Below are 24273 nucleotides of genomic sequence, written 5' to 3'. Positions count from 1 at the left end.
GAAAACGCCGCCCCACCGCGACGAATCAGCGGGGGACGGCGCTACTGGCCTGCGAAAGCCTTACTTGGACACGGTGTGGCCCACGGAGCGCAGGTCCTGGCAAGACTCGATGACGCGCTGGGTCATCGCAGCCTCTGCCTTCTTCATGTAGGAGCGCGGGTCGTAGACCTTCTTGTTACCCACCTCGCCGTCGATCTTCAGGACGCCGTCGTAGTTCTCAAACATGTGCGACGCGACCGGGCGGGTGAACGCGTACTGGGTGTCGGTGTCAACGTTCATCTTCACAACGCCGTAGCCCAGCGCCTGCTCGATCTTCTCCTTCTCGGAGCCGGAGCCACCGTGGAAGACGAAGTCGAACGGCTTGGAGCCAGCGTCCTGGCCCAGCCTCTTCGCGGCAACCTTCTGGCCCTCGTCCAGGACCTCGGGGCGCAGCTCGACGTTGCCCGGCTTGTACACGCCGTGGACGTTGCCAAAGGTAGCGGCCAGCAGGTAGCGGCCCTTCTCGCCGGTGCCCAGGGCATCGATGGTCTTCTCAAAGTCCTCCGGGGAGGTGTAGAGGTTTGCGCCGTGCTTTGCCTGCACGCCGTCCTCCTCGCCGCCGACGACGCCGATCTCCACCTCGAGGATGATGTTGGCGTTGTGTGCCTTCTCCAGCAGCTCCTGCGCGATCTCCAGGTTCTCATCGATCGGGATGGCGGAGCCGTCCCACATGTGGGACTGGAACAGCGGCAGCTCGCCGCGGTCGACGCGCTCCTGCGAGATGGCAATCAGCGGACGGACGTACTCGTCCAGCACTTCCTTCTGGCAGTGGTCAGTGTGCAGCGCGATGTTCACGTCGTAGTGCTTCGCAATCTCGTGTGCGAATGCTGCCAGCGCCTGCGCACCCGCGACCTTGTTCTTCACGCCCAGACCGGAGCCGAACTCAGCACCGCCGGTGGAGAACTGGATGATGCCGTCGGACTCAGCCTCGGCAAAACCCTTGATGGCTGCGTTGATGGTCTCGGAGGAGGTGCAGTTAATGGCCGGGAATGCGTACCCGCCCTTCTTGGCACCGTCCAGCATCTGGTTGTAGATCTCGGGGGTTGCGATTGGCATGGGGAATGTCCTCCCTTGTTGCTCTTGGTAGTACGTAGCCCAGTATGCACCTTTTACAGTCCGGTTGCACGAGAAATTCTCGCGGCCGCCTCGAGCAGCATCCATCCCGACAGTTGCACGGAGAGATCGCGCTCGTCGATACGCACTAAGCCCACGGCCTCGCTTATCGACGCCGGCCCAAACCCATAGTTATGCGGCAGCAGCGCATCCTCCGTCCACTCCGCGGCAAACACGGGCAGGCCATCGACTTCCAGCCGGTGCTGCCACAGCGATTCCGCCGAAGCGCGGACCAGCCGCGCGGCGATCTTCCTCGTCGCAATGTTCTCCCGGCTGTCCCGCGGCAGGCGCACCGCCACCTCCGCCAGGTAGCGGGCGAGGATCCCCTTGAACAGGCCGCCGTCGCCGTCGCCCGACTCGTACTTCGGGCTGATGATCACGCCCTGCGGGGTGGCCAGGTGCAGGGCGATGGCCTGCACGATCGCGCGGATGTGCGTGATGTAGAACACGGAGGCGTCGGCACGCTCCGAGTTGGCAAAGGAGTCGATCGGTTCGTCGTGGTCCAGCCCCGCATCGTCGCGAAGCGCAAGGGCGACCTCAAGGCTGGCGCCGAGCACCGTGCCCTGGTTGTAGGTGTAGATTTTCTCCACGACCTCGGGGCCGTGCATGCGCATACGGATCCCGTCCTCAAGCAGGCCGTTCTCGCGCACCAAGTTGTCAAAGATCCAGTCCAGGATCTCCCGCGACTTGTCCAGCCGGCCGGTGCGCGCGAACAGGATCGCTGCCGGGCCGTTGGACGGCACGTTGTAGAAGGTTTCGGCGCGGCGCCACGGCAGGACACCCGTGACGGGGTCGATGCCCTCGAGCAGGTCGAACTCGAGATTGTCCAGCGCCTTCGACCGGTGAATGCCGTCGAGCTGGAGCGCGCGATTCCAGGCGAGGGCCAGCCACGCCTTGTCGTCGTAGTACTTGTTGGCGGTGAGCCGCCACACCGAGCGCACGCCCATCGCGCGCAGCGTGTCCTGCAGGCGGTGGCGGCGCTCCAGCGACGGCTGGCGCAGCGCCGCATCAACCTGGCAGTCGATGTAGTGTGCCTGCCACCAGAAGTGCCAGTGCCAGTACAGGCGGTCCTTCACTCCCGGCGGCCAGGTCACGACGGCGAGGTTGGTGCCGGGCATGCCCCACAGCTTCTGCGAGTGGCGCCTGTGAATGGCCTGCTCCGCCAGGTCGGCCCGATGCGGCCACACTGACCCGGATTCTGACACCTACTGCTCCCATCACACGCGACTAGCTCGTACTCCCTATATATTGCCAGAGCACCCAGAAGCGTTTCAGAAGAATCGGAGAATACCTACCACGCCTGGCTCAGGTCCGCGTGCTGCCGCACCCACGCGTGCATCGCGATCCCCGCGGCCACGCCCGCGTTGATGGAGCGCGTCGAGCCAAACTGCGCAATCGAGCAGGTCATGCTGGCCGCGTGCGCCGTCTCCTCCGTAATGCCGGGGCCTTCCTGCCCGAAGACGAGGACGCAGCGCTCGGGCAGCTCCGCCGTCTCCAGCGGGACGCATCCGGGGGTGTTGTCGATGGCCACGACCGGGATGTCCTCCGCGCGCGCCCACGCGGCAAAGTCCTCCACCGTCGCATGGTGGTGGATGTGCTGGTAGCGGTCCGTCACCATCGCGCCGCGGCGGTTCCAGCGCTTGCGGCCAATGATGTGCACCTCCTTAGCCAGGAAGGCGTTCGCGGTGCGCACCACGGTGCCGATGTTCATGTCGTTTTCGAAGTTCTCGATCGCCACGTGGAACGGGTGCCGCTTGCGGTCGAGGTCCGCGACGATCGCCTCCATGGACCAGTAGCGGTAGGCGTCGACCACGTTGCGGCGGTCACCATTGGCCAGGAACTCTGGGTCCAGGCGGGCGTCGTCAGGCACGGGCCCCTCCCACGGCCCGACGCCGTGGCGGCCCTCACTCCACTCGGTGGGCCCCTTCGCGGGCCCCCTCGCGGGCTCCGTGTCCGCGGGCTCAGGCAAGGCCGAGGTCCTCGAGGCCGAGGAGGAAGCGGTACTCAAGGCCGGCTTCCTTGAGCACGGCGTCCGCGCCCGTCGCGCGGTCCACCACGGTGGCGACAGCGACGACCTCGGCGCCCTCCTCGCGGCAGGCCTGCACCGCGGTGAGCGGGGAATTGCCAGTGGTGGTCGTGTCCTCGACCACAAGCACCTTCTTGCCCACGATGCTCGGGCCCTCAATGCGGCGCTGCATACCGTGCTTCTTCGCCTCCTTGCGCACCACGAAGGCGTCGATGTCGCGCCCGTCCGCGTGCATGATGGCGGTGGCGACCGGGTCCGCGCCCAGGGTGAGGCCACCGACGGCGTCGAACTCCAGGTCCTTGGTCAGCTCGCGCAGCTGCGCGCCGATGAGGCGGGACGCCTCGTGGTGCAGGGTCGCGCGGCGCAGGTCCACGTAGTAGTCGGCCTCCTTGCCGGAGGACAGCGTCACCTTACCGTGGACGACGGCCAGTTCCTTGACCAGTTCTGCCAGCCTTGCTTTATCACTCATCAGTGTTCCTTTCCATGTGCTGTTCAGGGTCTGTGCCAGGGCGCGAGTCGTCGAAGATGGACGGCGGCCGCTGCTCGCGACGCACCCGAGTGAGGTCCGCCGGCGCGTCACCGTCGGCAGGGTGGCCGTCCGCGATGGGCGCAACCTCGTCGCCGCCCAGGTCGCTGTAGTCGATGTCGCCGCGGCGCGCCCCGGTGATGCGGGTGGGCATCTCCAGCGGCTCGTCCGGCCGCTGCACGGTCTCCGCGCTTGGCGAAGCCTCCTCCACCAGCGCCGGTGCGGGAGCCGGCATGTCGCGGGTGGGGTAGCCGAAGCTGAGGGGTTCTGCGGATTCGGGTGGGAGGGTGCGGGCGGCGTCGGCAAGCAGCGCGAGCGGAGCGAGCGTCTCGTCCCACTCGTCGGCCGCGGAGGCGCGATCCATCTCCGCGAGCACCCAATCCGACTCGAACCAGGCGGCGGTGACGCTCTGCGGCAGCTTGGACAGCGCCGTGCGCACGCGGACGTCCATGAATCGCTCGACCGGGCCCGCGTGGGTGCCCAGCACCGTAAAGCCCTCGGCGTGCGTCACTTCCACCAGGTCAGCGGAGGAATCCGCGTGGAAGCCTTCGCGGCGCATGTCCACTACGACGTCGCTGACGCGGCCGGTGTCCATCGCGATAACGGTCACGCCGCCCAGGTCCATGACGTGCACGGTGTGGCCGTAGATCGCGCCAGAGGCGATGTCCTTGGGCACCGCGCCTGCCGACGCCGCACCACGCTGCCACTCCCCCGCCAGCTCTTCGGAATGCTTGGCAAAGTCGAAGCCGTGCCCCTCGGCCCACGCGCGGCGCTCGCGCCTCGACGCCCCGGGGAACTGCAGGCCAGACTTCCGGTGCGCCCGGCGCGCGGGCTGCGGTGCGGGTTCTGGTTCAGGCGCTGGTTCTGGTTCTGGTTCGGGCTCGGGCTCGGGCTCGGGCTCCGATTCCGGTGCGGGTTCTGGCTCTGGCGCCGGCTTGGGCTCCGGCGCGGGCTCGGGTTCCTCGCGCGATTCTTCCTCGTGGAGCGGAACCCAGCGCTCCGAGGCGGGCTCGGCCGGCTCCGCTGGCTCGGCCGGTTCAGCGGGTTCCGCCGGTTCGGGGCGCTCGTGCGCGGGAGCGGGGGCGGGTGCTGCGGCGCTTCCGCGATCGCTGGAATCGCGGGAGTCGGCGAACATGAGGTAGCCGCCGGCTGCGAGCGCGATCAACGCGAGAACAAAAAGTAAAGGTGCCATCGCGTCACGATATTACTGCGTCGGCCCAACATCCGGGCGGTTGAGGGGACGGCGCGGCCTACAGGTCCGTGGCCACCGGATTGGTCTTGTTAGCGCTCCACTGCGACCAGCCGCCGACGTAGTGGGTGACCACCGGCAGACCCACGTGCTCCATCACGGCGAGCAGGAGGGCCGAGTGGTTGCCGGAACCGGAGTAGGCGATGACCTGCGCAGGGTCCGTGTTCTGGGTCAGGCCCACCTGCGCGAAACGATCGCGGATCTGGTCCTCCGGCAGCAGCGTCTGCGACTCCTTGTCAAAGAGTTCGTAGACGGGCAGATTGATGGCACCCGGGATGTGGCCGGCGCGGAGGTCCAGGATCTCCCTGCGGCCGTCGAAGCGGTCGGCCCCGCGGGCGTCGATAAGCATGCCCTCGAAATCGCGGACTTCCTGCATGGAGGCGGTGGGGAGGTTGCCCGGCTGGACTGCCTTACTGCGCTTGACCACGGGGCTGCCCGGGCCGGCGAGCGAGTCGAAGCCGTTGCGGTCCCAGGCAGCGAACCCACCGTCGACGATATGGACGTCCTCGACGCCCATCCAGCGCAGGATCCACCAGGCGCGGGCTGCGTAGAGGCCAATGCCCTGGTCGTAGATGAAGACGGGGCGGCCGTCCTCGATGCCCCAGCTGTGGATCGCGTGCTCCGCCACTTCCGGCTTGGGCAGTGGGTTGCGGCCGACGCGGCTGCCCGGCATGCCTGCGAGCTGCGCAGCCGGATCGCAGAACTGCGAGGTCGGGATATGCTCGGAGAAGTACTTCGACAGCGCCTTCCCCTCCTGCGGTTCCCACAAAGACGCCAAGATGGTGTACTTCCTGCCGGTCTGGATTCGTCGCCGAAGGTCGTCGGCGGAGACAAATACGCTCATGGGCGCCAGTGTAGCGCCGGGACGCGAGGCACACAGCGCGTAAGCGCGTTAGGCCATGTAGCCCGGCGCTTGTTGGATCGCACCCTCCGCCTCGAGCCCGTCGAGCCACTCGCGGATCCCCTCGCGCGGGCAGTCCGGGCCGATGCTCGCGGCGAGCATGCCGCCGGGGCCAAGCTCGACGCGGCACCCAAACGCGAGCAGCGTCTCCGCAATCTCGTGCGGCTGCTGGGTCTCGGGCAGGATGCGCATTGTCGACGCCCCACCCCTGACCACCACGGTATCCACATGCCAGTTGCCGCCAACGCGCACGCACTCGACGATGTCGCCGACCGCCAGGGACGTATCCACAAACGGCACACTCGCCACAACGAAGTGGTTCCCGCCCAAACTGTGCGCGGCCAACTGCTCGTTTTCCACACCCGGCATGGCAACGCGGGCGAGGATCTTCGTTGGATACTGCATATCTCGGAGCCTACCGCCCGCGTCAAATGCGTGAGTGCGTTTTGGGACGAGCGGGTGCCGGGGGCACCTCGTTACCCCTGGCACATATTCAGCCGTACAATGGTTCGCGTCACATCCATTCCCCGATCTTGAGGAGGCAGACCCTCATGACAACCGCTACTTCCATGCGCGCCGCCGTGGTCAAGGAATTTGGCTCCAAGTTGCACGTAGAAGACATCGACCTACCCACTCCGGGCCCCTTCCAGGCGCTGGTGAAGCTGCACGCCTCTGGCATCTGTCACACCGACCTGCACGCAGCGGAAGGCGACTGGCCGGTGAAAGCCGCGCCGCCGTTCGTCCCCGGACACGAAGGCGTCGGCGAAGTCGTCGAACTCGGCCCCGGCGAGCATCCCGTCCAGGTCGGCGACATGGTCGGCAACGCCTGGCTGTGGTCGTCCTGTGGCGAGTGCGAATTCTGCCGCACCGGGCGCGAAACCTACTGCGCCAAAGCCGAATACGGCGGCTACACCGTCGACGGCTCCTTCGGCCAGTACATGCTGGTAGACACCCGCTACGCACCACGCATCCCCGAAGGCGCAGACCCGGTCGAAGTCGCGCCAATCCTGTGCGCGGGTGTGACCGTCTACAAGGCGCTCAAGGTCACTGAGACCAAGCCCGGCCAGTTCGTGGTGATCTCCGGCATCGGCGGACTCGGCCACGTTGCAGTGCAGTACGCCGCCGCGATGGGCATGCGCGTGATCGCTGTCGACATTGCCGACGACAAGCTGGAGCTGGCAAAGGAGCTGGGCGCAGAGTTTGCGGTCAACGCGAAGGAGCAAGACCCCGCCGAAGCGGTGCAGGCATACACCGAAGGTGGCGCGCACGGGATCGTGGTCACCGCCGTCCACCCGGACGCGTTCGGCCAGGCCATCGGTATGTGCCGCTCCGACGGCACCATCGTCTTCAACGGCCTGCCGCCGGGAGATTTCCCCGCCCCCATCTTCGACATCGTGCTGCGCGGCATCACCATCCACGGCTCCCTCGTGGGCACCCGCCAGGACATGGCGGAGGCGCTGGACTTCTACGCGCGCGGCAAGGTGGCGCCGCATGTGACCGCCTGCGAGCTTGACGACGTCAACGATGTCTTCGAGCGCATGCGCCAGGGCAAGATCGACGGGCGCATGGCGATTAAGTACTAGGTGCGCCGCTGGCTAAGGCCCTTCGGGGCTTCAGCCGGAACTAAGCGTCACCCAAAATAGACTCGAGCCCGTGACTGATTATCTTGCTCCAACGAAAAAGGTCCGGGTCGCCGACCTTGCGCAGAAGAAGGCGTCCGGTGAGAAGTAGGCGATGCTCACCGCCTACGACTACTCCACCGCCCGCGCGTTCGTCGACGCAGGCGCCGACCTCGCCGTCTTCGAAATGGTTCCCGCGGCGCTCGCCGCGAACATCACGCGCGAGTGTCCGATCCCCACCGTCGGCATCGGGGCCGGCCCGGACACGGATGCGCAGGTTCTGGTCTGGCACGACATGGCTGATCTGCCCGCAGGCGATCACCGGGCGCGCTTCGTCCGCCGCTTCGGCACGATCGGCGCCGACCTCACGGCTGCTGCCGCCAACTACAAGCGCGCGGTACACACCGGCGAGTTCCCCGCCGAGGAGCACACCTTTTCGTAGCCGTTAGCTAATCTGGATCGGCGCGTTGTCGAGCAGGCGCGTCGAGCCGACCTTAGCGGCCACCAGCAGGCGGGCCTCGCCGGTAAAGCCGGCCGGGAGCTCGGCGAGGTCTGGTCTGGTGGCGACGAGGTAATCGAGGTGGAGGTCGGGCGTGGCGTCGAGAAGCGAGCGAGCGGCATCGACGCTGCCGGTAGCGATTGCCCTGGGGATGGTGAGGGCGACCTCACGCTCGGCGGCACTGAGGTAGCGGTTGCGCGACGACAGGGCGAGACCATCGGCGTCGCGCACAATCGGGCACCCGTGGACGCGGACCGGGAGATGCAGGTCCTCCACCATCTGGCGGATCAGCGCGAGCTGCTGGTAATCCTTCTCACCGAAGAACGCGTCGCGAGCTCCTGTGAGCGCGAACAGCTTCGCCACCACCGTGAGCACGCCCGCGAAATGTGTCGGGCGGGTCGCGCCCTCCAGCACCTGACCCAACGGGCCCGGCTGGATCGTCGTGCGCGGGCCGTGCGGGTACATCGTCTCCGGTCTCGGCGCGAACACAGCCTCGACGCCCTCCGCTTCCAGCTTCTCTACGTCCTCGGCGAGCGTACGCGGGTAGGCGTCCAGGTCCTCGCCCGGCGCGAACTGCAGCGGGTTGACGAAGATGCTCACCACCACCGGGTTGCCCAGAGACTTTGCCTGCTTGACCAGAGCGAGGTGGCCCTCATGCAGCGCCCCCATCGTCGGCACCAGGGAAACAGGGCCGTGGCCGATGGCGTCGGTGAGGGACTCAGGGGTGTGGACCAGATGTGTCATGTAGATGATTATGGAACGTGCCAAGCAATTACGGGGATTTCTGCAGGTGCAAGGTGACGCCCGTCTCGCGCATCATCTCAAATGTGTCTGTTGTATCCACACCCATAGCCAAACAGGCATCCGGAATAAGAATCCTTTTCCGTGAGTGCGGTTGTGAGCGCTCATGGGTTACGACCGTATGTTGATGCTCACGAGCGTAAGCAACGAGAAGATAATCGGCGTGATTTCCTACAAAAGCGTTGATGGCTTCCTCCCGGTACGCTCCTGAAACAGCCCACTGAGAAAGCGGCTGGAAGTGCTTCGTCGTTGGCTGATCAATCGCCCTGAACAAACCAGGATTTGCACGCGTCCACTCAGCGAGCCCATCATTGCCCTGTAGGAGTTCATCCCGGACGGCTTCGATACTGCACACCAAATCTTGCCGATACGCGCCTTCGAGCCAATCCCAGAATCCCGGCGCGAGGTCGAAAGCGTAATACCGGTTCTTCGCCTCAATGAGGATGTTGGCGTCGATCAGGAACATCAGGCAACCCCCAATTCTTCCGCAAGATTCTCAAACGTTGCATGTTTTTTCGCACCAAGCAACTGGTACGCGTCCCGGTACGCAGTGGAGCCTTCCAAAGCGCTCGCGATCACCGCTCGAGAGAAACTGCGACTGAGGCGCAGTGGCTGGGTGTAGTAATAGTTGCCGCCGCCATCGCTGCGTCGCGCATCAAAAAAAGACATGACACGCCGCTTCTCTACTTCATACGCCTTGGTGTATTCATTCCAAGGAAGCACCTTGGCATCATAAAGACGTTTAAGGATCACCAGCGTACTGACGCGATAGGTCCTAGCAAGGCGTTCCAACTCCTCTACGTTCACGACGCCCTGAAATTCCTCAATCAAAGCATGCATCGGCACAAGCACCTCTGCAGCGACTTGGTTGCACCAGAGCTCAGCCTTAGGACCATCCTTAGCTGTCATGGCGGCTTCCGAGAGTGCGCTGCCACCTAACCAAATGTGTGCCAGCTCGTGAATCAGCGTAAAGATTTGGGCTGCTTTGGTGTCCGCTCCGTTGACAAAGATCAGTGGGGCGAGGGAGTCCGCTAAAGCAAATCCTCGGAACTCACTAGGATCCAGTCTCCGGTGCGGATCGGAACCAACGACACCACTTACCATGACCAAGACGCCGACTCCCTCGATCCGGTCAATCAACTGACGCAAAGCCTGTTCCCAATTGGGGAAGGTGGCGCGTGCATCAAGACCAAAATCTAACGCGTTCCGAATCTGGCTCGCGACTTTTTCAACTGGCGAATTCAACGTGGCAGCACCAACAAAGGAGACTTCGTCGAAATCGTTCATCAAGGCATGTTCGCGATACCAGTCTTGACGCTGCTGACACTGGTAGATCGTGTCAAGGAGATCTGCCGAGGGTTGCTGAACCCCAAAGTTGCCCAACGTCCTCATATCCGGGATTGGAATCGCCTCTACCGGCGGTTCCGGAAGAAAAAGCAAACCCAAAGGCGTATGCGTAGCGTTTGCAAACTTCTTTAATTGTTTGAGTGTGGGGCGTTCTTCTTGAGAGAGCCATAAGTCAAGCTTCGGAGCACGACGAACAGTAGTGTCCTCATCCCAACCACTCCGCCGAACAGCCCAACGAAGAACCTCTGGGGCAACATCCACCCTCACTACCATTCCACTCACCTCCACCGACTTTGTGGATCGACTACGTAGGCATCATCATACGTTTCTTTGACGCCCGCACAGGGGCCGCAGGCTCCTAAATGGAGCTAGCTCCATTTGGCCGACCAGCCAAACCGCGACCTGCGGTTTTGCACTGGCGCAGCATGCAAATGGAGCTAGCTCCTTATAGACGACTGCGGGACTACGGCCCGGAGGCCTGCTCGGCCCCGCCGCCTACGCCGCTTACGCAGCGTCCACGGTGAGGTGCTCCCCACCCTCTGCGACGTCCACGTTGACGGTGTCGCCGTCGCGGACGTAGCCGGCGAGCAGTGCCTTCGCCAGGCGGTCGCCGATGGCCTGCTGGATCAGGCGGCGCAGCGGGCGGGCACCGTAGGCCGGGTCGTAGCCGCGCTCGGCGAGCCATGCCTTCGCGGCGTCGGAGACGTTGAGCGTGAGGCGCCTGGAAGCGAGACGCTCCGCCAGCGAGCCGAGCTGGATGTCCACGATGCCGACGAGCTGCTCGGACGACAGAGCGTCGAAGACGACAACGTCGTCGAGACGGTTGATGAACTCGGGCTTGAAGTGGTGCTTCACCGCGTCCATGATCTGATCGTGGCTGCCGCCCGCGCCCAGGTTGGAGGTGAGGATGACCACCGTGTTGCGGAAGTCCACCGTGCGCCCCTGGCCGTCGGTGAGGCGGCCCTCGTCGAGGACCTGCAGGAGGATGTCAAAGACGTCCTGGTGGGCCTTCTCCACCTCGTCGAAAAGCACGAGCGAGTACGGGCGGCGACGAACAGCCTCGGTGAGCTGGCCGCCAGCGTCGTAGCCGACATACCCCGGAGGGGCGCCGACCAGGCGGGAGACGGAGTGCTTCTCGCCGTACTCGGACATGTCGATGCGGACCATCGCGGAATCGTCGTCGAAGAGGAACTCAGCCAGCGCCTTCGCCAACTCGGTCTTGCCCACGCCGGTGGGGCCGAGGAAGAGGAAGGAACCGATCGGGCGGTTCGGGTCAGCCACGCCTGCGCGCGAGCGGCGCACAGCGTCGGACACCGCGTTGACCGCATCCTTCTGGCCGACCACGCGCCCAGCCAGCAGCTCCTCCATGTGCAGGAGCTTCTCGGTCTCGCCCTGCATCATCTTGCCCGCCGGGATGCCGGTCCAGGAGGACACGACCTCCGCGATCACGTCCGGGGTGACCTCCTCGGTGAGCATCGTCTTCTGGGTCTCGCTGGCGCTCGCCTCCGCGTCCGCGAGCTGCTTCTCCAGCTCGGGGATGCGGCCGTAGCGCAGCTCGGAGACCTTGGCGTAGTCGCCGTCGCGCTCCGCGATCTCGGACTCGTTGCGCAGCCGCTCCAGCTCCTCCTTCGCAGACTGGACCGAATCGATCTCCGCCTTCTCGTTGGACCAGCGAGTTTTCAGCTCGTTCAGCTTTTCACGCTGGTCAGCGAGCTCCTGGCGCAGGTCTGCCAGGCGCTGCTGCGAGGCTGCGTCCGACTCCTTCTGCAGCGCGATCTCCTCGATCTCCAGGCGGCGGACCACGCGCTCGAGCTCATCGATCTCCTGCGGCGAGGAGTCGATCTCCATGCGCAGGCGCGAACCGGCCTCATCCACCAGGTCGATCGCCTTGTCCGGCAGGAAACGGTTGGTGATGTAGCGGTTGGACAGCTCGGCGGCCGAGACCAGCGCGGAGTCCTGGATGCGCACGCCGTGGTGCACCTCGTAGCGCTCCTTCAGGCCGCGCAGGATGCCAATCGTGTCCTCCACGGTCGGCTCGCCCACGTACACCTGCTGGAAGCGGCGCTCCAAAGCAGCGTCCTTCTCAATGTGCTGGCGGTACTCGTTCAGCGTGGTCGCGCCGACGAGGCGCAGCTCGCCACGGGCCAGCATCGGCTTAATCATGTTGCCCGCGTCCATGGCACCCTCGCCGCTCGCGCCGGCGCCAACAATGGTGTGCAGCTCGTCGATAAAGGTGATGATCTCGCCGTCTGCCGACGTGATCTCGTCCAGCACGGCCTTCAGGCGCTCCTCGAACTCGCCGCGGTACTTCGCGCCCGCGACCATAGACCCCAGGTCCAGGGAGATCAGCGTCTTGCCCTTCAGCGACTCCGGGACGTCGCCCGCGACGATACGGCGGGCCAGGCCCTCCACGATCGCGGTCTTGCCCACGCCGGGTTCGCCAATCAGGACCGGGTTATTCTTCGTGCGGCGGCTCAGTACCTGGACCACGCGGCGGATCTCCGAATCGCGGCCGATCACCGGGTCAATCTTGCCCTCGCGGGCGCGTGCGGTCAGGTCGGAGGAGTACTTCTCCAGCGCTTGGAACTGGTCCTCCGGCGCCTCGGTGGTGACCTTCTTGTTGCCACGCACGGACTGGAAGGCTGCCTTAATCGCATCGTAGGTAGCGCCGCGCTTGGTCAGCAGCTCCGCGGCCTCATCGGTACCGCGGGCGATGCCGGCGAGGAGTACCTCGGTGGACACGTATTCGTCGCCAAGCTTCCCGGCGAGCTCTTGCGACGCATTAAGCGCGTTGAGCGCATCGCGGTTGAAGTTGGGGTTGGCCATGTTCTGGCCCTCCGCCTTGGGGTAACCGGCGACCAGCTCGCCCGCCTCGCGCGCCACCGTCGCGGGGTCAACGCCCGTCGCTTTGAGGACGGGGGCGGCGATGCCGTCCTCCTGCGTGAGGATTGCCTGCAACAGGTGCGCCGGGCGAATATCCGGGTTCCCTGCCGCGGAGGCCTTCTGCAGCGCCTGCTGGATGGCCTCCTGCGTCTTGGTTGTGGGGGTAAAGGATGCCATGGTCAACATCGTCCTTTCCGTGTGCGTCTATTTTGTAGCGTTTATCTCCCGTTTTACTCGGGTCACTCTCTATAACGCACCGGAAGTTGAGTCTGTTCCACTCAACCCTGTTTTGTTGTTTACTCCCGCTTTGCCGGCACCCACTTCGAAGCAAAGGACAGGATCACCACGCCCACGGCCACCGCGAAGGCGATCCAGCCTAAGCCCGTGACAAAGCCGGCGATCACCGCGATGGGCGCGAGGATGGTCATGCCGATCTCAAACGGGGCGAAGCCGACGTACGCCACGCCGTACTCGTTGAGCGTGCCGGACTTCAGCTTCGGGTCGACCATCTTGAGCAGTGCGATACCGGTGGCCACTGCCGCGGTCGCCCAACCCCAGCCGAACAGGCCACGCTCGAGCCAGTTGGTGCCAAAGAACAGCGGGCCCGCCCACAGCATCCACACCACACAGAACACGGTGCCCAGGACGAACAGGAGCAGGAGCGCCTGCCAGTACCCGGCGAGCGCCGCGGGCACGATCGACGCGATACCGAAGGCAATCATGTAGTCGGTGGCTGCGCCGGAGATGGAGCTAATGGTGTCGCGGTCCAGGTAGTTCGGCCGCCCGACAGCCTTCAGCAGGCCGCGGCCAATCAGGCCCACCACGCACGCCATCGCGAACAGGGGGATGGACACGTTTTCCCACTGCGACTTCACCAGCTGGTTCAGCATGTACGCGATGAGCACGGTAAACACCACGAACCCACCGTGCAGCGCCAGCGGCTCGATGGAGGACGGGTTGGTAGTCGCCTTGCCGATGGAGGGGCGCTCAGATTCGTCGTCAATATAGCCAGTGCGCAGCTCGCGGGGCAGGTCGCCGCTCAGCTCAGCCGCCTTGCCCTTGCGGATGCCCCAGTTTGCCACGATCACGCCGCCAACGATGGCCACCAGTGTGCCCACGGTCGCGGACGTAAAGCCGATGGACGAGGCGTTTTCCACCCCGACCCCCTCCAGCGCGGAACCGACCGCCGCCGCGGTGCCGAACCCGCCGACGAAGCCGACCGGCAGCATCATGCCGAACCAGGGCTCCGTGCCAAACAGCGGCGCAAACAGGTACAGGCCCAGCAGGATGAACAGACCCCACTGCCCCATGAACATCGAGGTCGTATACGCCCACATGTTGCGCGCACCCGCGGCCACGGAGCCGCCGAGCTCCATCGAGTACGCCATTGACGCGAACACCACGGCGATCAAAAGTGTCGTGTATGTGCCCACGCTGTCAGACCAGTTGATCACCCCGAGCACTTCCTGCCCGAGGACAAGACCGATCAGCCCCGCCGTGATCGGCGCAGGCAGCAGCAACGCCTGTAATACTTTCAGCCGGTTGCGGAGTACGTTGCCAATGATCAGAAGCACCGAGATCCAGCCAATATCAGTCAGCATTGTGTACGGCGTAAATTCCATTGCTGCCACCTACCTTTCCCATTGTTTTAGATGTCACATTACCCTGTAACGCATGAGCTCTTTCCGCACCGCCTCCCGCGAAGCAGCCCAAGTTTTGCTTAACGACGAATCGCTGTCCCGGTCCACACTCTGGACCTACTTCGTTGCTGAATTCCCTGAGGCAACCGGTCTTCTCCCGGCCGGCGTGACGGAAGCAACGCACTCCATGGTGTCCGTGCCGGGGAAGGCACTGCTGCGCGTCGCCGACACCGCGCCGGACGACGAGTCGGTGGACCCCACCGCGCTCAACCCAGCCGTCGAGGCGGGTCTGCGGGATTGGGCCTTGCACATGCGCAGGACCGGCTTTCCCTCCGCCGAGTACCCGCGCGCGGCAAAGCTGTACCAGGACCTGATCGCTTCCATGCTCGGCCACGAGCTCGACGAGCGAGTCGCCCGGACGCTGGAGGAGTTCGGTGAGGTCATGCGCAGCGCGGCCGAGCAGGCTGACCAAAAGGGCATTCCGGCGGCCTCCGCCGCCCAGGTCACCTCGGTCATCGAGGCCTCGTCCTTCGAGGGCGCCCCCGCCGCAGCGCGCACCCGCATCGTGCGCCTGGAAACCAGCACGCCCATTCCGTACGAGCCCGGGCAAGTGGTGCCGGTGCTGCAGACGAACCGCCAGGGCGTGTGGCACGACCTGGCGCCAGCGTTGCCGTACAACGAGCTGGGCCAGCTGGAGTTCCACGTCCGCGAGGAGTTGGACGTGGAAGTGGGCGACTACGTCACGCTGGGCGCAGCTTACGGGACTGCTCCGCTGCGTGGCGTCGATAAGCGTCCTGACCACGGGCTCCTCATTGTCGCCGACGGCACGGGTCTGGCGGCGGCGAAGGCGATGGTGTTCGACCTGATGGAGCGCGACGAGCGCCCCGAGGTTGAGCTGATGATCGGCGTGGAGCACGAGGACGAGTTCTATGACCTGCACACGTTTGCTTCGCTGACCTCGAGCTCCGAGGTGCACGATTGGCTCACCATCACCTGTGTTGCGGAGCAGGTGATAGACCCGGAGGACCCGGAGTCGCCCGCGATTGTGGAGGGGCTGCGCCGCGTGTGGATCGGCGTCGAACGGCTCGCATCGGCGACGGGCACTTGGTGGGGCCGCGACGTCGTGGTCTGCGGCAGCGTCGCCCGTTGCACGCTGATCACGGACGCCATGAAGGAAGCTGGCGCGCCAGCACCGACCGTGGTTGCCATGGACGAGGAAGCCGATTGGTTTAACGAGCACTAGCCGAGCCTCTCGTATTCCTCAATCCACAGGTCCTCGTACTCCCTCATCGTCATCGCGTTGTCGTCGCGGTACGGCCGCTGGTACGAGGGCGAGATAAACCGCGTGCCGTCCGGGAAGACGAAGTGCACGTCGTCGGCGTCTTTGATAATCCGCGTGTGCCCCTCCGTCACCAGCGAATGACACGCAGAGCACAGCGGCAACAGGTTTTCCATCGTCGTTTCGCCGCCCAGCGCCCAGTCCTCCACGTGGTGAATCTCGATGAACCTGGTATGGGTGCACCCCGGCACCGCGCATTCGCTACCCCACATTGTCATGAGCGCGTTGAGCTGGGCGTCGCTGGCAAGCCGCGCCGACTTCGACGTGTTGATGATCAGCCCCTGGTCATTCACCTCGTTCACCCGCACGATGGCGTTCGACACGGCGTGGGCAATGCTTATCGACGCCTCTCCCACCCCATTCGGCATATAGGCCCGCCCATCCGTCGTCGTCACGATATTCACGTGCGCTCCCGGCGCGCGCAGTGGGTTCTTCGGCTTGCTGCGCACCACATTCACCATGCCCATAAACGCCGCGAGCATGGCTTTCCCCACCGGCAGGCCGAAGCCGGATTGGTTGGTCATCTCCTTCAGGGCCTCGTCGACGCCGTCCTGTTCCACCACCTCCGCGAGGTCGACGTCGTAGTAGGACAGTTCGCCGATCTTGAGGGCCGCGGCGACCTTCGCGCCTTCCAGCGGGCTGAGGTCCGCCCACAACCCGAATCTGCCGTTCTTCCGCTCCGCAATGCGGACATACGAGGAGGGTTTGCTCTCTCCCTCCTCGCCCTCACGCTGGCGCCACGCGAGCTCGGCTTCAAGCTCGTGGTAGCCGAGCTTGATGGCCAACTCGACGAGCTCGGCCTCATCATTGTGCTTGAGATACGGCAGGAGTAGCCGCACTTTGGAGTAGTTCACGTCTCCCTCGTTGAACGCCTCCGCGAGGAGCGAGTAGCACATGAGATCACGCGCGATGGAGACGTATTCGTGCGCGGTGGATTTTGAAATACCTAGCCGCCGAATGAGCCACTGAGCCGTCGTTGTTGCGCCGAGGCGACGCGCGAGTCGCAGCTTGTCAAAGATGCCGATGTCGCGCAGTAGCGCCGCCTTCTGCCGAGTCATTCGCCCGAAGGTCGATGCAATCCGGTCTGCTAATTGCGTGATTGCGCAGGAGCCAGTAGGTGGATCCTGTTCGACAGCACCATCATCAGCGATAGCATTTTCGATATTTTCAGGACTGGGATGCTTTGGTGATTCGGTCATGATGCGTGGCTCCGTTCATGGGTTGTCGGGGTGTTGGCAATGAAGATAGCACCCCCACCGAACATCGACCTGACCTGCCCTTTCATCAAGTTAAGTACGTTAACAACGTTGACGTTCGCTAGCGCGTTGAGTCGCGGTAACCAACGACTGAAGGAAGTCCGCATTGCGGACTTTTCTCAGCATTCTACGTTCGAACAACATCGATTTCGCGCACACCCATTCCAACGTGACTGAACGGAGTCCGCATTGCGGACTTTTCTCAGACGGCGGGCTCTACGACATTCGCGTCGATGCCTCAATATCCACCACCGGAAGCGCGCGGCGGGTTGCGCCAACGGCATCGAGATCAATGTCCGCGACGAGAATTTCCGGTCCGTATCCCGTCTCCTCAACCACGACGCCATCCGGCGCGACGACCACCGAGTGCCCGATCCCGGTCGGCCCCGACTCCTGCCCAGCCTCTCGCTCGAAGTCGGGACGGGCCTGTCCCGCTGCTGCAAGGAATACGCCCGAATCAAGTGCGCGCGCACGGGTGAGCAAGCGCCACTGCTCGAGCTTGCCGCCCCCATCCGCCCAGCTCGTTGGTACGACGATCACCTCGGCGCCGCGGCGGGCCAGCTCGCGGAACTGCTCCGGGAAACGAATATCAAAGCAGATAGCTACCCCTACGCGTACGCCATCGCACTCGAAAGTCACGAGCCGCTCCCCCGCTTTGACGGTGTCAGATTCGCGATAGTCGAACGCGTCGTAGGTATGAATCTTGTCGTAACCCAGGTGCACGCCTGCACCCGTAATGAGCGCCGTGTTGTAAACCCGATTGATCGTCTTCCCGTTCACCTCGCGGGAATCCGCGGGCCGAAACATCCCCGCCACAATGGTTACCCCAGCGTCCGCCGCGAGCTGCCGGAGTGCGGTGGCGAACTCACCATCCAGCCCCTCAGCCTGCACATCCAAGCGCCCCTGCCCGAAGGCCTGGCTCGTCGCTTCCGGCAACACAATCAGGCTCGCCCCCTGCTCCGCCGCGTTTCGAATGAGCGGCGACACCTTGGCCAGGTTTTCGCGCACGTCAGGGCCGGTGGTGGTTTGAATGCAAGCAAGTTTCATGCACCCAATGCTAAACATTTTCAAATTTGTTTGCCGCACCCATTGATTCGTTGGTTACGGTTGTATAGGGTTACACCATGAACTTTTTACACCTTACGCAATCCACAGCTTCCACCGCCCGCGCTCACACCCCGCCGGACCTCACTCATTATGACCCACACCTTTCCCCCTCATCCACCGCAACCGCATTATCCTCAGTCTGTTCGCACCACACGTTAGCCATGCAGCACACCACCGGCGGGATCCACACACACCTCGACCAGGTTGCCCGCTTCGCCGACCGCGTCTGCAACCTCGACAGCACCATCGCAGGGAGGCTCGATGCGCACCGATAGCGCCGTCTACCAGCCCACACTCTTCCCCGACGAGTTGCGCCGGGCGGCGGATGAGGTGCGGGAGGAGCTGTGTGGCGTCGAGAGGCAACTGCTCAATGCGCGCCAGGCCAGCGAAGCTTTGGTTCGATCCGGCTTCGAAGGCCCTGCGGCGAACGCATCGAATGCGACCCTCAACGCGTACGCGGCCGAGCTGGAAACGCAACGGGCGGACCTCGAGCGGGTTCGTGCAATTCTGCAGGTTGCCGCGTTGGCACACGCCTGCTTGGACGCGGTGGCGGAGGTGGCGATTCGGGCGGGGCACCACCAACTCATCCAGTGGCTCAACCGCCGATCCCAGGCGCTCGACCGCGAAACCGCGGATGCGCTGCGCACGAACGTGCCGCTCCATACTATTGACGGACTTTTTGCCCACCCCGACGACTCACTCGAGCAGGTCCACGCGCGGCACGCCGCGACCGTCCCCGCCGCGACACTGCAGACCGTCGAAGCCAGCGGCGGCACCATCTTGGAAGCCGGTCCGGCGAGCACCACCGTGATGATTGGTAACACCGTCGCACCCGAGCGGGTGATCACCATGGTCGCCGGCACGCACACCGGCAAGCCGGAGGACTTGGGCGGCGAGCTCGACAAGGCACAACGCATCGCCGCGCGCACCGGCGCGTCCGTCGTCGTCTGGCAGGGCTACGGCCCGCCCGCCAACATCCCCGACGCGGGCGCGCAGATCAACGCCGTGCGCGGCGCGGACAACCTCGCGCAGTTCCAAGCCGCCCTCGAATCTCGCTTCCCCAGCGCCCAAAAGACGATCGTCGCGCATAGCTACGGCACGCTCGTCCCCACACTTGCCGCCGCCGAGCATGGATTGCTTGTCGACGACCTGTGGCTCCTCGGCAGCGCCGGGGTCGCTGGCAACAGCGTGGACGATTTGGCACTCGCGGGGCCGGACTCCACCGTGTTCGTCGTGGACTCGCCGGACGACATCATCCTCACCTTGCGGTCGGGGCCGGATGCTGCGCTGGGGGCCTCGCCGTCGTCGCCAAGCTATGGCGCCACCCCTATCGAGGGCGTGACCGGGAGCCATACGGACTATTTCACAGATCCGGCGTTCCTGTCCGCCCTAGCACAAGAAGGCGGACAATATGGGCGTTTTTAGGTATCATGTTTTGCGTTTAGTGATTCATCACCCAATAGGAGGGAATCCATGGCACAAAATTTTGCAGAAAACGTCGTAGCTAGGCTCGAAGAACTCGGCATCAAGCGCATCTACGGGCTGGTCGGCGACTCGCTGAATCCACTATCGGATGCAGTGCGCCAGAGCGACATCGAATGGGTTCACGTCCGCAACGAGGAGGCCGCCGCATTCGCCGCTGGCGCTGACTCGCTCGCAGCCGATGAGCTCGCCGTGTGCGGCGCATCCTGCGGTCCAGGCAACACCCACTTCGTGCAGGGCCTGTACGAGTCGCACCGCAACGGCTCCAAGGTCCTGGCAATCGCTTCCCACATCCCGACCATGGAGATCGGCTCCTCCTTCTTCCAGGAGACCCACCCCGAGCTGCTCTTCCAGGAGTGCTCCTCCTACTGCGAGGTCGTCCACAACCCGGACCAGGGCATGCGCGTGTTCCACAACGCTGTACAGAACACCCTGGCCGGCAACGGCGTGTCCGTGATGGTCGTGCCCGGCGACGTCTTCGCCGCCGACGTCACCGACGGCCCGCACACCGCGGACTCCGTCTACGCCACCGGCGCGAAGAAGCGCGTGTTCCCGGATCCGCACGAGGCCGCTCGCCTCGTCGAGGCCATCAACAACGCCGAGAAGGTCACCATCTTCGCCGGCTGGGGCGCTCGTGACGCCCGCGATGAAGTCTTCGCCCTGGCGGAGAAGATCAAGGCGCCGATCGGCCACTCCTTCCGCGGCAAGATGTACTTCGAGCACGACAACCCGTACGACGTCGGCATGTCCGGTCTGCTCGGTTACGGCGCGTGCCTGGACGCCATGGACGAGTCCGACCTGTTCATCATGGTCGGCACCGACTTCCCGTACTCCGACTGGCTGCCGGACGAGAACGTCGCGCAGATTGACATCGACGGCAGCCACATCGGCCGCCGCACCAAGGTCGACTACCCGGTCGTCGGTGACGTGAAGAGCGTCATTGAAAACATTCTCCCGCACATCGAGGAGAACAAGGACCGCAAGTTCCTGGACAAGATGCTCAAGCGCCACTACCAGCTGCTCGAGCACGTGGTGAACAACTACACCAAGAAGGCAGCCGAGTCCACGAAGCCGATCCACCCGGAGCTGGCGGCCTCCGTGCTGGACGAGCTGGCTGACGACGACGCCTACTTCACCGTCGACACCGGCATGTGCAACGTCTGGTCCTCGCGCTACCTCACCCCGAATGGCAAGCGCGACGAGGCCGCGTCCTTCCTCCACGGCACCATGGCCAACGCACTGCCGATGGCCATCGGCGTGCAGGCAGCCTTCCCGGACCGCCAGGTCATCTCCTGGTCCGGCGACGGCGGCCTGGGCATGCTCATGGGCGAGCTGCTCACCATCAAGCTGCACCAGCTGCCGGTGAAGGTCATGTGCTTCAACAACTCCTCCCTCGGCATGGTCAAGCTCGAGATGATGGTTCAGGGCATGCCGTACTTCGGCACCGACCACGAGGAAGCCAACTACGCCGAGATTGCCAAGGGCGTTGGCATCAAGTCCTTCCGTGTGGAGGACCCGGACGACCTCAAGCCGGTGATCAAGGAGGCCCTGGAGTACGACGGCCCGGCCCTCGTTGACATTGTCACGGACCCGAACGCGCTCTCCCTGCCGCCGGGGATCACCTGGGACATGATGAAGGGCTTCACCAAGTCCGGCGCCCGCACCGCCTTCCTCGAGGGCGGCGTCGGCCGACTGTTTGACCTGGCCAAGTCCAACCTGCGCCACATCGGCGGCGCAGCGGCCATCGAGTTCGGCGGCTAGTCCGGCGCTTCCAGCTTCGAGTTTCAGCAGCACATAACGCGCCCGCGCTCATCGTGTTCTACGCGCGCGGAAGCACTGCTCTCGAGCGACTCGCGCGAACGCAAAACACCCCGCCCTCTCCTTTCACTGGAGGTGGCGGGGTTTTCTCAATCCTGGGGAACGTGTCGACGATGGCTAGGGGCAGAACGCGCCTTTAGAACGTGGGCATCCCGTTGGCGTTCACCCAGCCCCAGGCCGCGATACCGATGCCGCCCAAGGCCATCAGCAGGCCGGTAATAATCGCCGCAATGTTGGACGGACTAGGGGAATCACTCACGGGCGCAGCATCCGGAGCCGCCGTGGCGGTGGCGGTGGAGGTCACCGTTACCGCGGTTTCGCCTAGCACGGGTACAGGTTGGTTTGGCCGAGTCTTCACCGGGGTAGGCACCACAGGCGCGGGTGCCGAAGTTGACGTAGGAGCCGCGGACGAAGGGGTAGGCGACGGAGAGGGGGTCGCCGTTGCGGTGATCGCAGGCTTCAGCTTCTCGTCGACGGCCTTCTTCAGCTTCTCGTTCGTCTCGGTGGGAAGTTGTTCGACGACCTCGCGCAGCTCTTCCTTCGTCAGATCCAGCACCGGTACGTTGAGGTCCTGGCTGTACTGCACCTCGTTCTGTTCGTTGTACAGGCTGAAGCGAATGGGGAGGACTTCACTCTTGTAGCCGGTGAGGTTGGGCACTGGGACGTCGATAAGCAATGTGCCCCCGGAAGGATCGTTGACACCGGGGACGGTGTACTTCTCGGTGTAGGTGTCTCCGTTGTAGGTGTATTCGAGCAGGTAGGTGTGCTCGTCGACGCCGTGGTTGCTCACTTCGGCGTGGATGACGTTGTCCGGATTCGCGGTGACGATGCCGTTCGGCCGCTCCTCGGTGTCCACCAGTCGGAAGCCACCCTTGCCGTTGTTCTTGGCTGCGGCGATGACAACGAGATCACGCGTGGTTACGTCCTCGTTCTTCGACACCTCTGGGACCTCAATATGGCCGATCGCGCGTCCAACCTTGCCGCCGGTGAAGGTGAGATTGTCCCAGTCGGCACCGATCTCGTAGGTGCCCGTGAAGCACGGGTCCTTCGCGCTGAGGGAAGCGCATTTGGCCTCGAGCTGAGCAGGGTTGCGCGATGGGCCTTTCGTGAAACCGAAGTGCTCAAACTGGTACAGGTAATTCATTGTGGACTTGTACCCGGGCACGTAGTTGTACCCCTCCGCCCGATTCGGCTGGTTTATCGCGCCGGAGTGACTAAGGCCGAGGTTGTGCCCGAACTCGTGAAGAATGGTGTTGCGCACCTGCTCGTCGCGGTTCATCTGCGCGTACCAGGCAACGTAGAACGAACCTCCCGGCATTGACCCCAATCCGGAAGCGTTATTTCCGGGTGCCATTTGGTCGCCGATCACACCGAGGTGGAAGACTGCGTCCCTGTTTTTCAGGAGCCTGGTGCTGTAGCCATCCAGAACCTCGCGTCTGCTCTTGCCGTTAAACGGGTGCTTCTCAAACTTGATGGGACCGCCTTTGAGCTGCTCCGGTTCAGCAGAGACAAAATTCGAGTACCAGTTGCCTGCGTCGATGTGCAGCTTCACGCCGTTCTCATCAAATTCTTTGACCAATTCGTCCAAAATCTGTTTTGACGGCCTGTAGGCGTTCTTGTTCACCTCGGCGCATTCGACCCAGTTCATCGTTTTGTCAATGTTTTTGGCAAACCTGCCGGTCACGTTGCACGCGTTCTCGTTGAACTCCGGTTCCATCCAGTTGAGCTGGAGGAACACGTCCTTCTGATCGGGGCGCGCACCCCACTTCGCCAGGTCGAGCCTTTGCCCGCCTTCCGGTGTGAACGAGCCCCGCTCCCACTCGTCGGGAATGCCGTCTTCATCGACGTCTTGCGTACGCAGCTGCGGAGTGAGCTCGACGCTTATCGACGCCGTCACGGTCTCCCCCGACTTCCAGCCACGCCACCAACCCGCTCCCTGCGAGGAAGCACCACCATCTGGAGCCTGCGCTCCCTTCGGGCCATCCTGCCCCCAACTGGCGTTCGGAATGGCTTTACCGGGTTCCCCAGCGAACCCAGACGTCTGGAAGTCGCCACCGAATTCCACATGCATGTCGTAGCCCGGAGTGACAGAACGGGCGATAATCTTTCCGTCTTCGACCTCACCCAAGAACTGCGTTGGATCGTCCATGGATGCGCGGACAAAGTGGCGAAGATCAAGTTGCAGGTTCTGCTGTCTAGGCGTGGTGTTCGTCGCCTCAATGGTGACGTCGACACGCGAGTCACGCATTCGAATCGTGCGGACGACTTCAATTCCCGTACCCGGATCAACGCTCACCAGCTCGACTGTGTCACCGGTTCGGTTCACCTGTGCAGGTGCGGTGAACTGCGGCGTACCGCCGATGTACATCGACGTTTGGATGTCCGTGCGCAGCCTTCCCGCTGCGGACAGAGGCGCGTTCCAGGTGAACTCCAGCTGCGAATACTGATGCGTTGCGTCGAGGGTTGCGGCTGCAAGCGAACCAGCGCCATCGCGGGTGTATTTGGCAACCTGCCCGTCTATTTCGGTGGATGCATTTGCGGGACTACCCGGAGCGACCGCGAGCCCACCCAGCGCAAGCGCAGTGGTAGCGGCGAGAGCAACAATTGTCTTTGGTTTACGCATGATGC

General features: G+C 64.0%; 19 protein-coding genes and 1 pseudogene. 5 read left to right on the top strand and 15 right to left on the bottom strand.

From position 1 onward, the window contains the following. Positions 1-60: 60 nt before the first annotated feature. The 7 genes from fbaA to CKJ82_RS06665 form a co-directional block, all read right to left on the bottom strand. Positions 61-1095 carry a class II fructose-bisphosphate aldolase gene (gene fbaA / locus CKJ82_RS06700; protein ID WP_095537523.1) on the bottom strand — a complete coding sequence of 345 codons (1035 nt, stop codon included), beginning with the start codon at positions 1093-1095 and terminating at the stop codon, positions 61-63. 53 nt (positions 1096-1148) lie between these two features. Further along, positions 1149-2339, bottom strand: a complete 1191-nt coding sequence (locus tag CKJ82_RS06695; RefSeq protein WP_240510716.1) for a glycoside hydrolase family 76 protein — start codon at positions 2337-2339, stop codon at positions 1149-1151. A gap of 104 nt (positions 2340-2443) precedes the next feature. Further along, positions 2444-3121, bottom strand: coding sequence for a TrmH family RNA methyltransferase (locus CKJ82_RS06690; RefSeq protein ID WP_095537522.1), 678 nt, complete (start codon positions 3119-3121; stop codon positions 2444-2446). After that, positions 3114-3647 carry an orotate phosphoribosyltransferase gene (gene pyrE, locus CKJ82_RS06685; RefSeq protein WP_095536078.1) on the bottom strand — a complete coding sequence of 178 codons (534 nt, stop codon included), beginning with the start codon at positions 3645-3647 and terminating at the stop codon, positions 3114-3116. The genes CKJ82_RS06690 and pyrE overlap by 8 nt, the downstream gene beginning before the upstream one ends. Further along, a complete protein-coding gene (locus CKJ82_RS11805) occupies positions 3640-4896 on the bottom strand; it encodes a TtfA family protein (RefSeq protein ID WP_165765399.1) in 1257 nt (418 codons plus the stop codon). Before CKJ82_RS11805 ends, pyrE begins: the two co-directional genes overlap by 8 nt. Positions 4897-4954: 58 nt before the next feature. Continuing rightward, positions 4955-5797: a sulfurtransferase gene (locus CKJ82_RS06670; RefSeq protein ID WP_095537520.1), complete on the bottom strand. Its 843-nt coding sequence runs from the start codon at positions 5795-5797 to the stop codon at positions 4955-4957. Positions 5798-5845: 48 nt separating this feature from the next. Further along, entirely contained in the window at positions 5846-6259 is a 414-nt protein-coding gene (locus tag CKJ82_RS06665) for a DUF4265 domain-containing protein (RefSeq protein ID WP_095536075.1), read from the bottom strand. A 146-nt stretch (positions 6260-6405) separates the two neighbouring features. On the opposite strand from CKJ82_RS06665, the gene adhP reads away from it, so the two are divergent. Both adhP and CKJ82_RS06655 read left to right on the top strand, forming a co-directional pair. Beyond that, a complete protein-coding gene (gene adhP, locus CKJ82_RS06660) occupies positions 6406-7437 on the top strand; it encodes an alcohol dehydrogenase AdhP (protein WP_095537519.1) in 1032 nt (343 codons plus the stop codon). 184 nt (positions 7438-7621) lie between these two features. Beyond that, positions 7622-7915, top strand: a pseudogene (locus CKJ82_RS06655) (3-methyl-2-oxobutanoate hydroxymethyltransferase); the annotation flags it as partial. A 3-nt stretch (positions 7916-7918) separates the two neighbouring features. On the opposite strand, the gene panC reads toward CKJ82_RS06655, so the two are convergent. The 5 genes from panC to CKJ82_RS06630 form a co-directional block, all read right to left on the bottom strand. Then, a complete protein-coding gene (gene panC / locus CKJ82_RS06650) occupies positions 7919-8716 on the bottom strand; it encodes a pantoate--beta-alanine ligase (RefSeq protein ID WP_095537517.1) in 798 nt (265 codons plus the stop codon). Between the two features lie 28 nt (positions 8717-8744). Continuing rightward, the gene (locus CKJ82_RS06645) at positions 8745-9239 is read right to left on the bottom strand and encodes a DUF4411 family protein (protein ID WP_095537516.1); all 495 of its coding nucleotides are present in this window, start codon (positions 9237-9239) and stop codon (positions 8745-8747) included. Next, positions 9239-10381: an ImmA/IrrE family metallo-endopeptidase gene (locus CKJ82_RS06640; RefSeq protein ID WP_240510715.1), complete on the bottom strand. Its 1143-nt coding sequence runs from the start codon at positions 10379-10381 to the stop codon at positions 9239-9241. Before CKJ82_RS06640 ends, CKJ82_RS06645 begins: the two co-directional genes overlap by 1 nt. A gap of 243 nt (positions 10382-10624) precedes the next feature. Beyond that, positions 10625-13180 (bottom strand): ATP-dependent chaperone ClpB, encoded by a 2556-nt coding sequence (gene clpB / locus CKJ82_RS06635; RefSeq protein WP_095537546.1) that lies wholly within the window; start codon positions 13178-13180, stop codon positions 10625-10627. A 119-nt stretch (positions 13181-13299) separates the two neighbouring features. Then, the gene (locus CKJ82_RS06630; protein WP_095537514.1) at positions 13300-14625 is read right to left on the bottom strand and encodes a sodium/glutamate symporter; all 1326 of its coding nucleotides are present in this window, start codon (positions 14623-14625) and stop codon (positions 13300-13302) included. A gap of 52 nt (positions 14626-14677) precedes the next feature. Here CKJ82_RS06630 and CKJ82_RS06625 point away from each other — a divergent pair, with 52 nt between their 5' ends. Further along, entirely contained in the window at positions 14678-15886 is a 1209-nt protein-coding gene (locus CKJ82_RS06625) for a ferredoxin reductase domain-containing protein (protein WP_133064035.1), read from the top strand. On the opposite strand, the gene CKJ82_RS06620 is transcribed toward CKJ82_RS06625, so the two are convergent. Both CKJ82_RS06620 and CKJ82_RS06615 read right to left on the bottom strand, forming a co-directional pair. Then, complete coding sequence (locus tag CKJ82_RS06620; RefSeq protein ID WP_165765398.1) at positions 15883-17040, bottom strand: HNH endonuclease signature motif containing protein; 1158 nt, start codon at positions 17038-17040, stop codon at positions 15883-15885. The two genes, CKJ82_RS06625 and CKJ82_RS06620, sit on opposite strands and share 4 nt — an antisense overlap. Positions 17041-17454: 414 nt before the next feature. Then, positions 17455-18285 carry a carbon-nitrogen hydrolase family protein gene (locus CKJ82_RS06615; RefSeq protein ID WP_095537545.1) on the bottom strand — a complete coding sequence of 277 codons (831 nt, stop codon included), beginning with the start codon at positions 18283-18285 and terminating at the stop codon, positions 17455-17457. A gap of 321 nt (positions 18286-18606) precedes the next feature. Here CKJ82_RS06615 and CKJ82_RS06610 point away from each other — a divergent pair, with 321 nt between their 5' ends. After that, a complete protein-coding gene (locus CKJ82_RS06610) occupies positions 18607-19770 on the top strand; it encodes an alpha/beta hydrolase (RefSeq protein ID WP_095537511.1) in 1164 nt (387 codons plus the stop codon). A gap of 48 nt (positions 19771-19818) precedes the next feature. Beyond that, positions 19819-21588: a pyruvate dehydrogenase gene (locus CKJ82_RS06605; protein WP_095536064.1), complete on the top strand. Its 1770-nt coding sequence runs from the start codon at positions 19819-19821 to the stop codon at positions 21586-21588. Between the two features lie 193 nt (positions 21589-21781). Here the strand turns inward: CKJ82_RS06605 and CKJ82_RS06600 are convergent, their stop codons facing one another. Continuing rightward, positions 21782-24268 (bottom strand): zinc metalloprotease, encoded by a 2487-nt coding sequence (locus CKJ82_RS06600; protein ID WP_133064034.1) that lies wholly within the window; start codon positions 24266-24268, stop codon positions 21782-21784. Positions 24269-24273 lie beyond the last annotated feature (5 nt).

This window comes from Corynebacterium gottingense (genome assembly GCF_002285125.1).
In the GTDB taxonomy this organism is placed as follows: Bacteria; Actinomycetota; Actinomycetes; order Mycobacteriales; family Mycobacteriaceae; genus Corynebacterium; species Corynebacterium gottingense.
Note: the sequence above shows the minus strand (reverse complement) of the source record. Positions and strands in the feature narration are given on the sequence as shown.

Excerpts from the sequence above, each read along its gene's own strand:
- CKJ82_RS06600 (WP_133064034.1), bottom strand. The coding sequence starts at position 24,268 with ATGCGTAAACCAAAGACAATTGTTGCTCTCGCCGCTACCACTGCGCTT.
- pyrE (WP_095536078.1), bottom strand. The coding sequence starts at position 3,647 with ATGAGTGATAAAGCAAGGCTGGCAGAACTGGTCAAGGAACTGGCCGTC.
- CKJ82_RS06630 (WP_095537514.1), bottom strand. The coding sequence starts at position 14,625 with ATGGAATTTACGCCGTACACAATGCTGACTGATATTGGCTGGATCTCG.
- CKJ82_RS06605 (WP_095536064.1), top strand. The coding sequence starts at position 19,819 with ATGGCACAAAATTTTGCAGAAAACGTCGTAGCTAGGCTCGAAGAACTC.
- clpB (WP_095537546.1), bottom strand. The coding sequence starts at position 13,180 with ATGGCATCCTTTACCCCCACAACCAAGACGCAGGAGGCCATCCAGCAG.
- CKJ82_RS06615 (WP_095537545.1), bottom strand. The coding sequence starts at position 18,285 with ATGAAACTTGCTTGCATTCAAACCACCACCGGCCCTGACGTGCGCGAA.
- CKJ82_RS06620 (WP_165765398.1), bottom strand. The coding sequence starts at position 17,040 with ATGACTCGGCAGAAGGCGGCGCTACTGCGCGACATCGGCATCTTTGAC.
- CKJ82_RS06665 (WP_095536075.1), bottom strand. The coding sequence starts at position 6,259 with ATGCAGTATCCAACGAAGATCCTCGCCCGCGTTGCCATGCCGGGTGTG.
- adhP (WP_095537519.1), top strand. The coding sequence starts at position 6,406 with ATGACAACCGCTACTTCCATGCGCGCCGCCGTGGTCAAGGAATTTGGC.
- CKJ82_RS06625 (WP_133064035.1), top strand. The coding sequence starts at position 14,678 with ATGAGCTCTTTCCGCACCGCCTCCCGCGAAGCAGCCCAAGTTTTGCTT.
- CKJ82_RS06670 (WP_095537520.1), bottom strand. The coding sequence starts at position 5,797 with ATGAGCGTATTTGTCTCCGCCGACGACCTTCGGCGACGAATCCAGACC.
- CKJ82_RS11805 (WP_165765399.1), bottom strand. The coding sequence starts at position 4,896 with ATGGCACCTTTACTTTTTGTTCTCGCGTTGATCGCGCTCGCAGCCGGC.
- fbaA (WP_095537523.1), bottom strand. The coding sequence starts at position 1,095 with ATGCCAATCGCAACCCCCGAGATCTACAACCAGATGCTGGACGGTGCC.
- panC (WP_095537517.1), bottom strand. The coding sequence starts at position 8,716 with ATGACACATCTGGTCCACACCCCTGAGTCCCTCACCGACGCCATCGGC.
- CKJ82_RS06610 (WP_095537511.1), top strand. The coding sequence starts at position 18,607 with ATGCGCACCGATAGCGCCGTCTACCAGCCCACACTCTTCCCCGACGAG.
- CKJ82_RS06645 (WP_095537516.1), bottom strand. The coding sequence starts at position 9,239 with ATGTTCCTGATCGACGCCAACATCCTCATTGAGGCGAAGAACCGGTAT.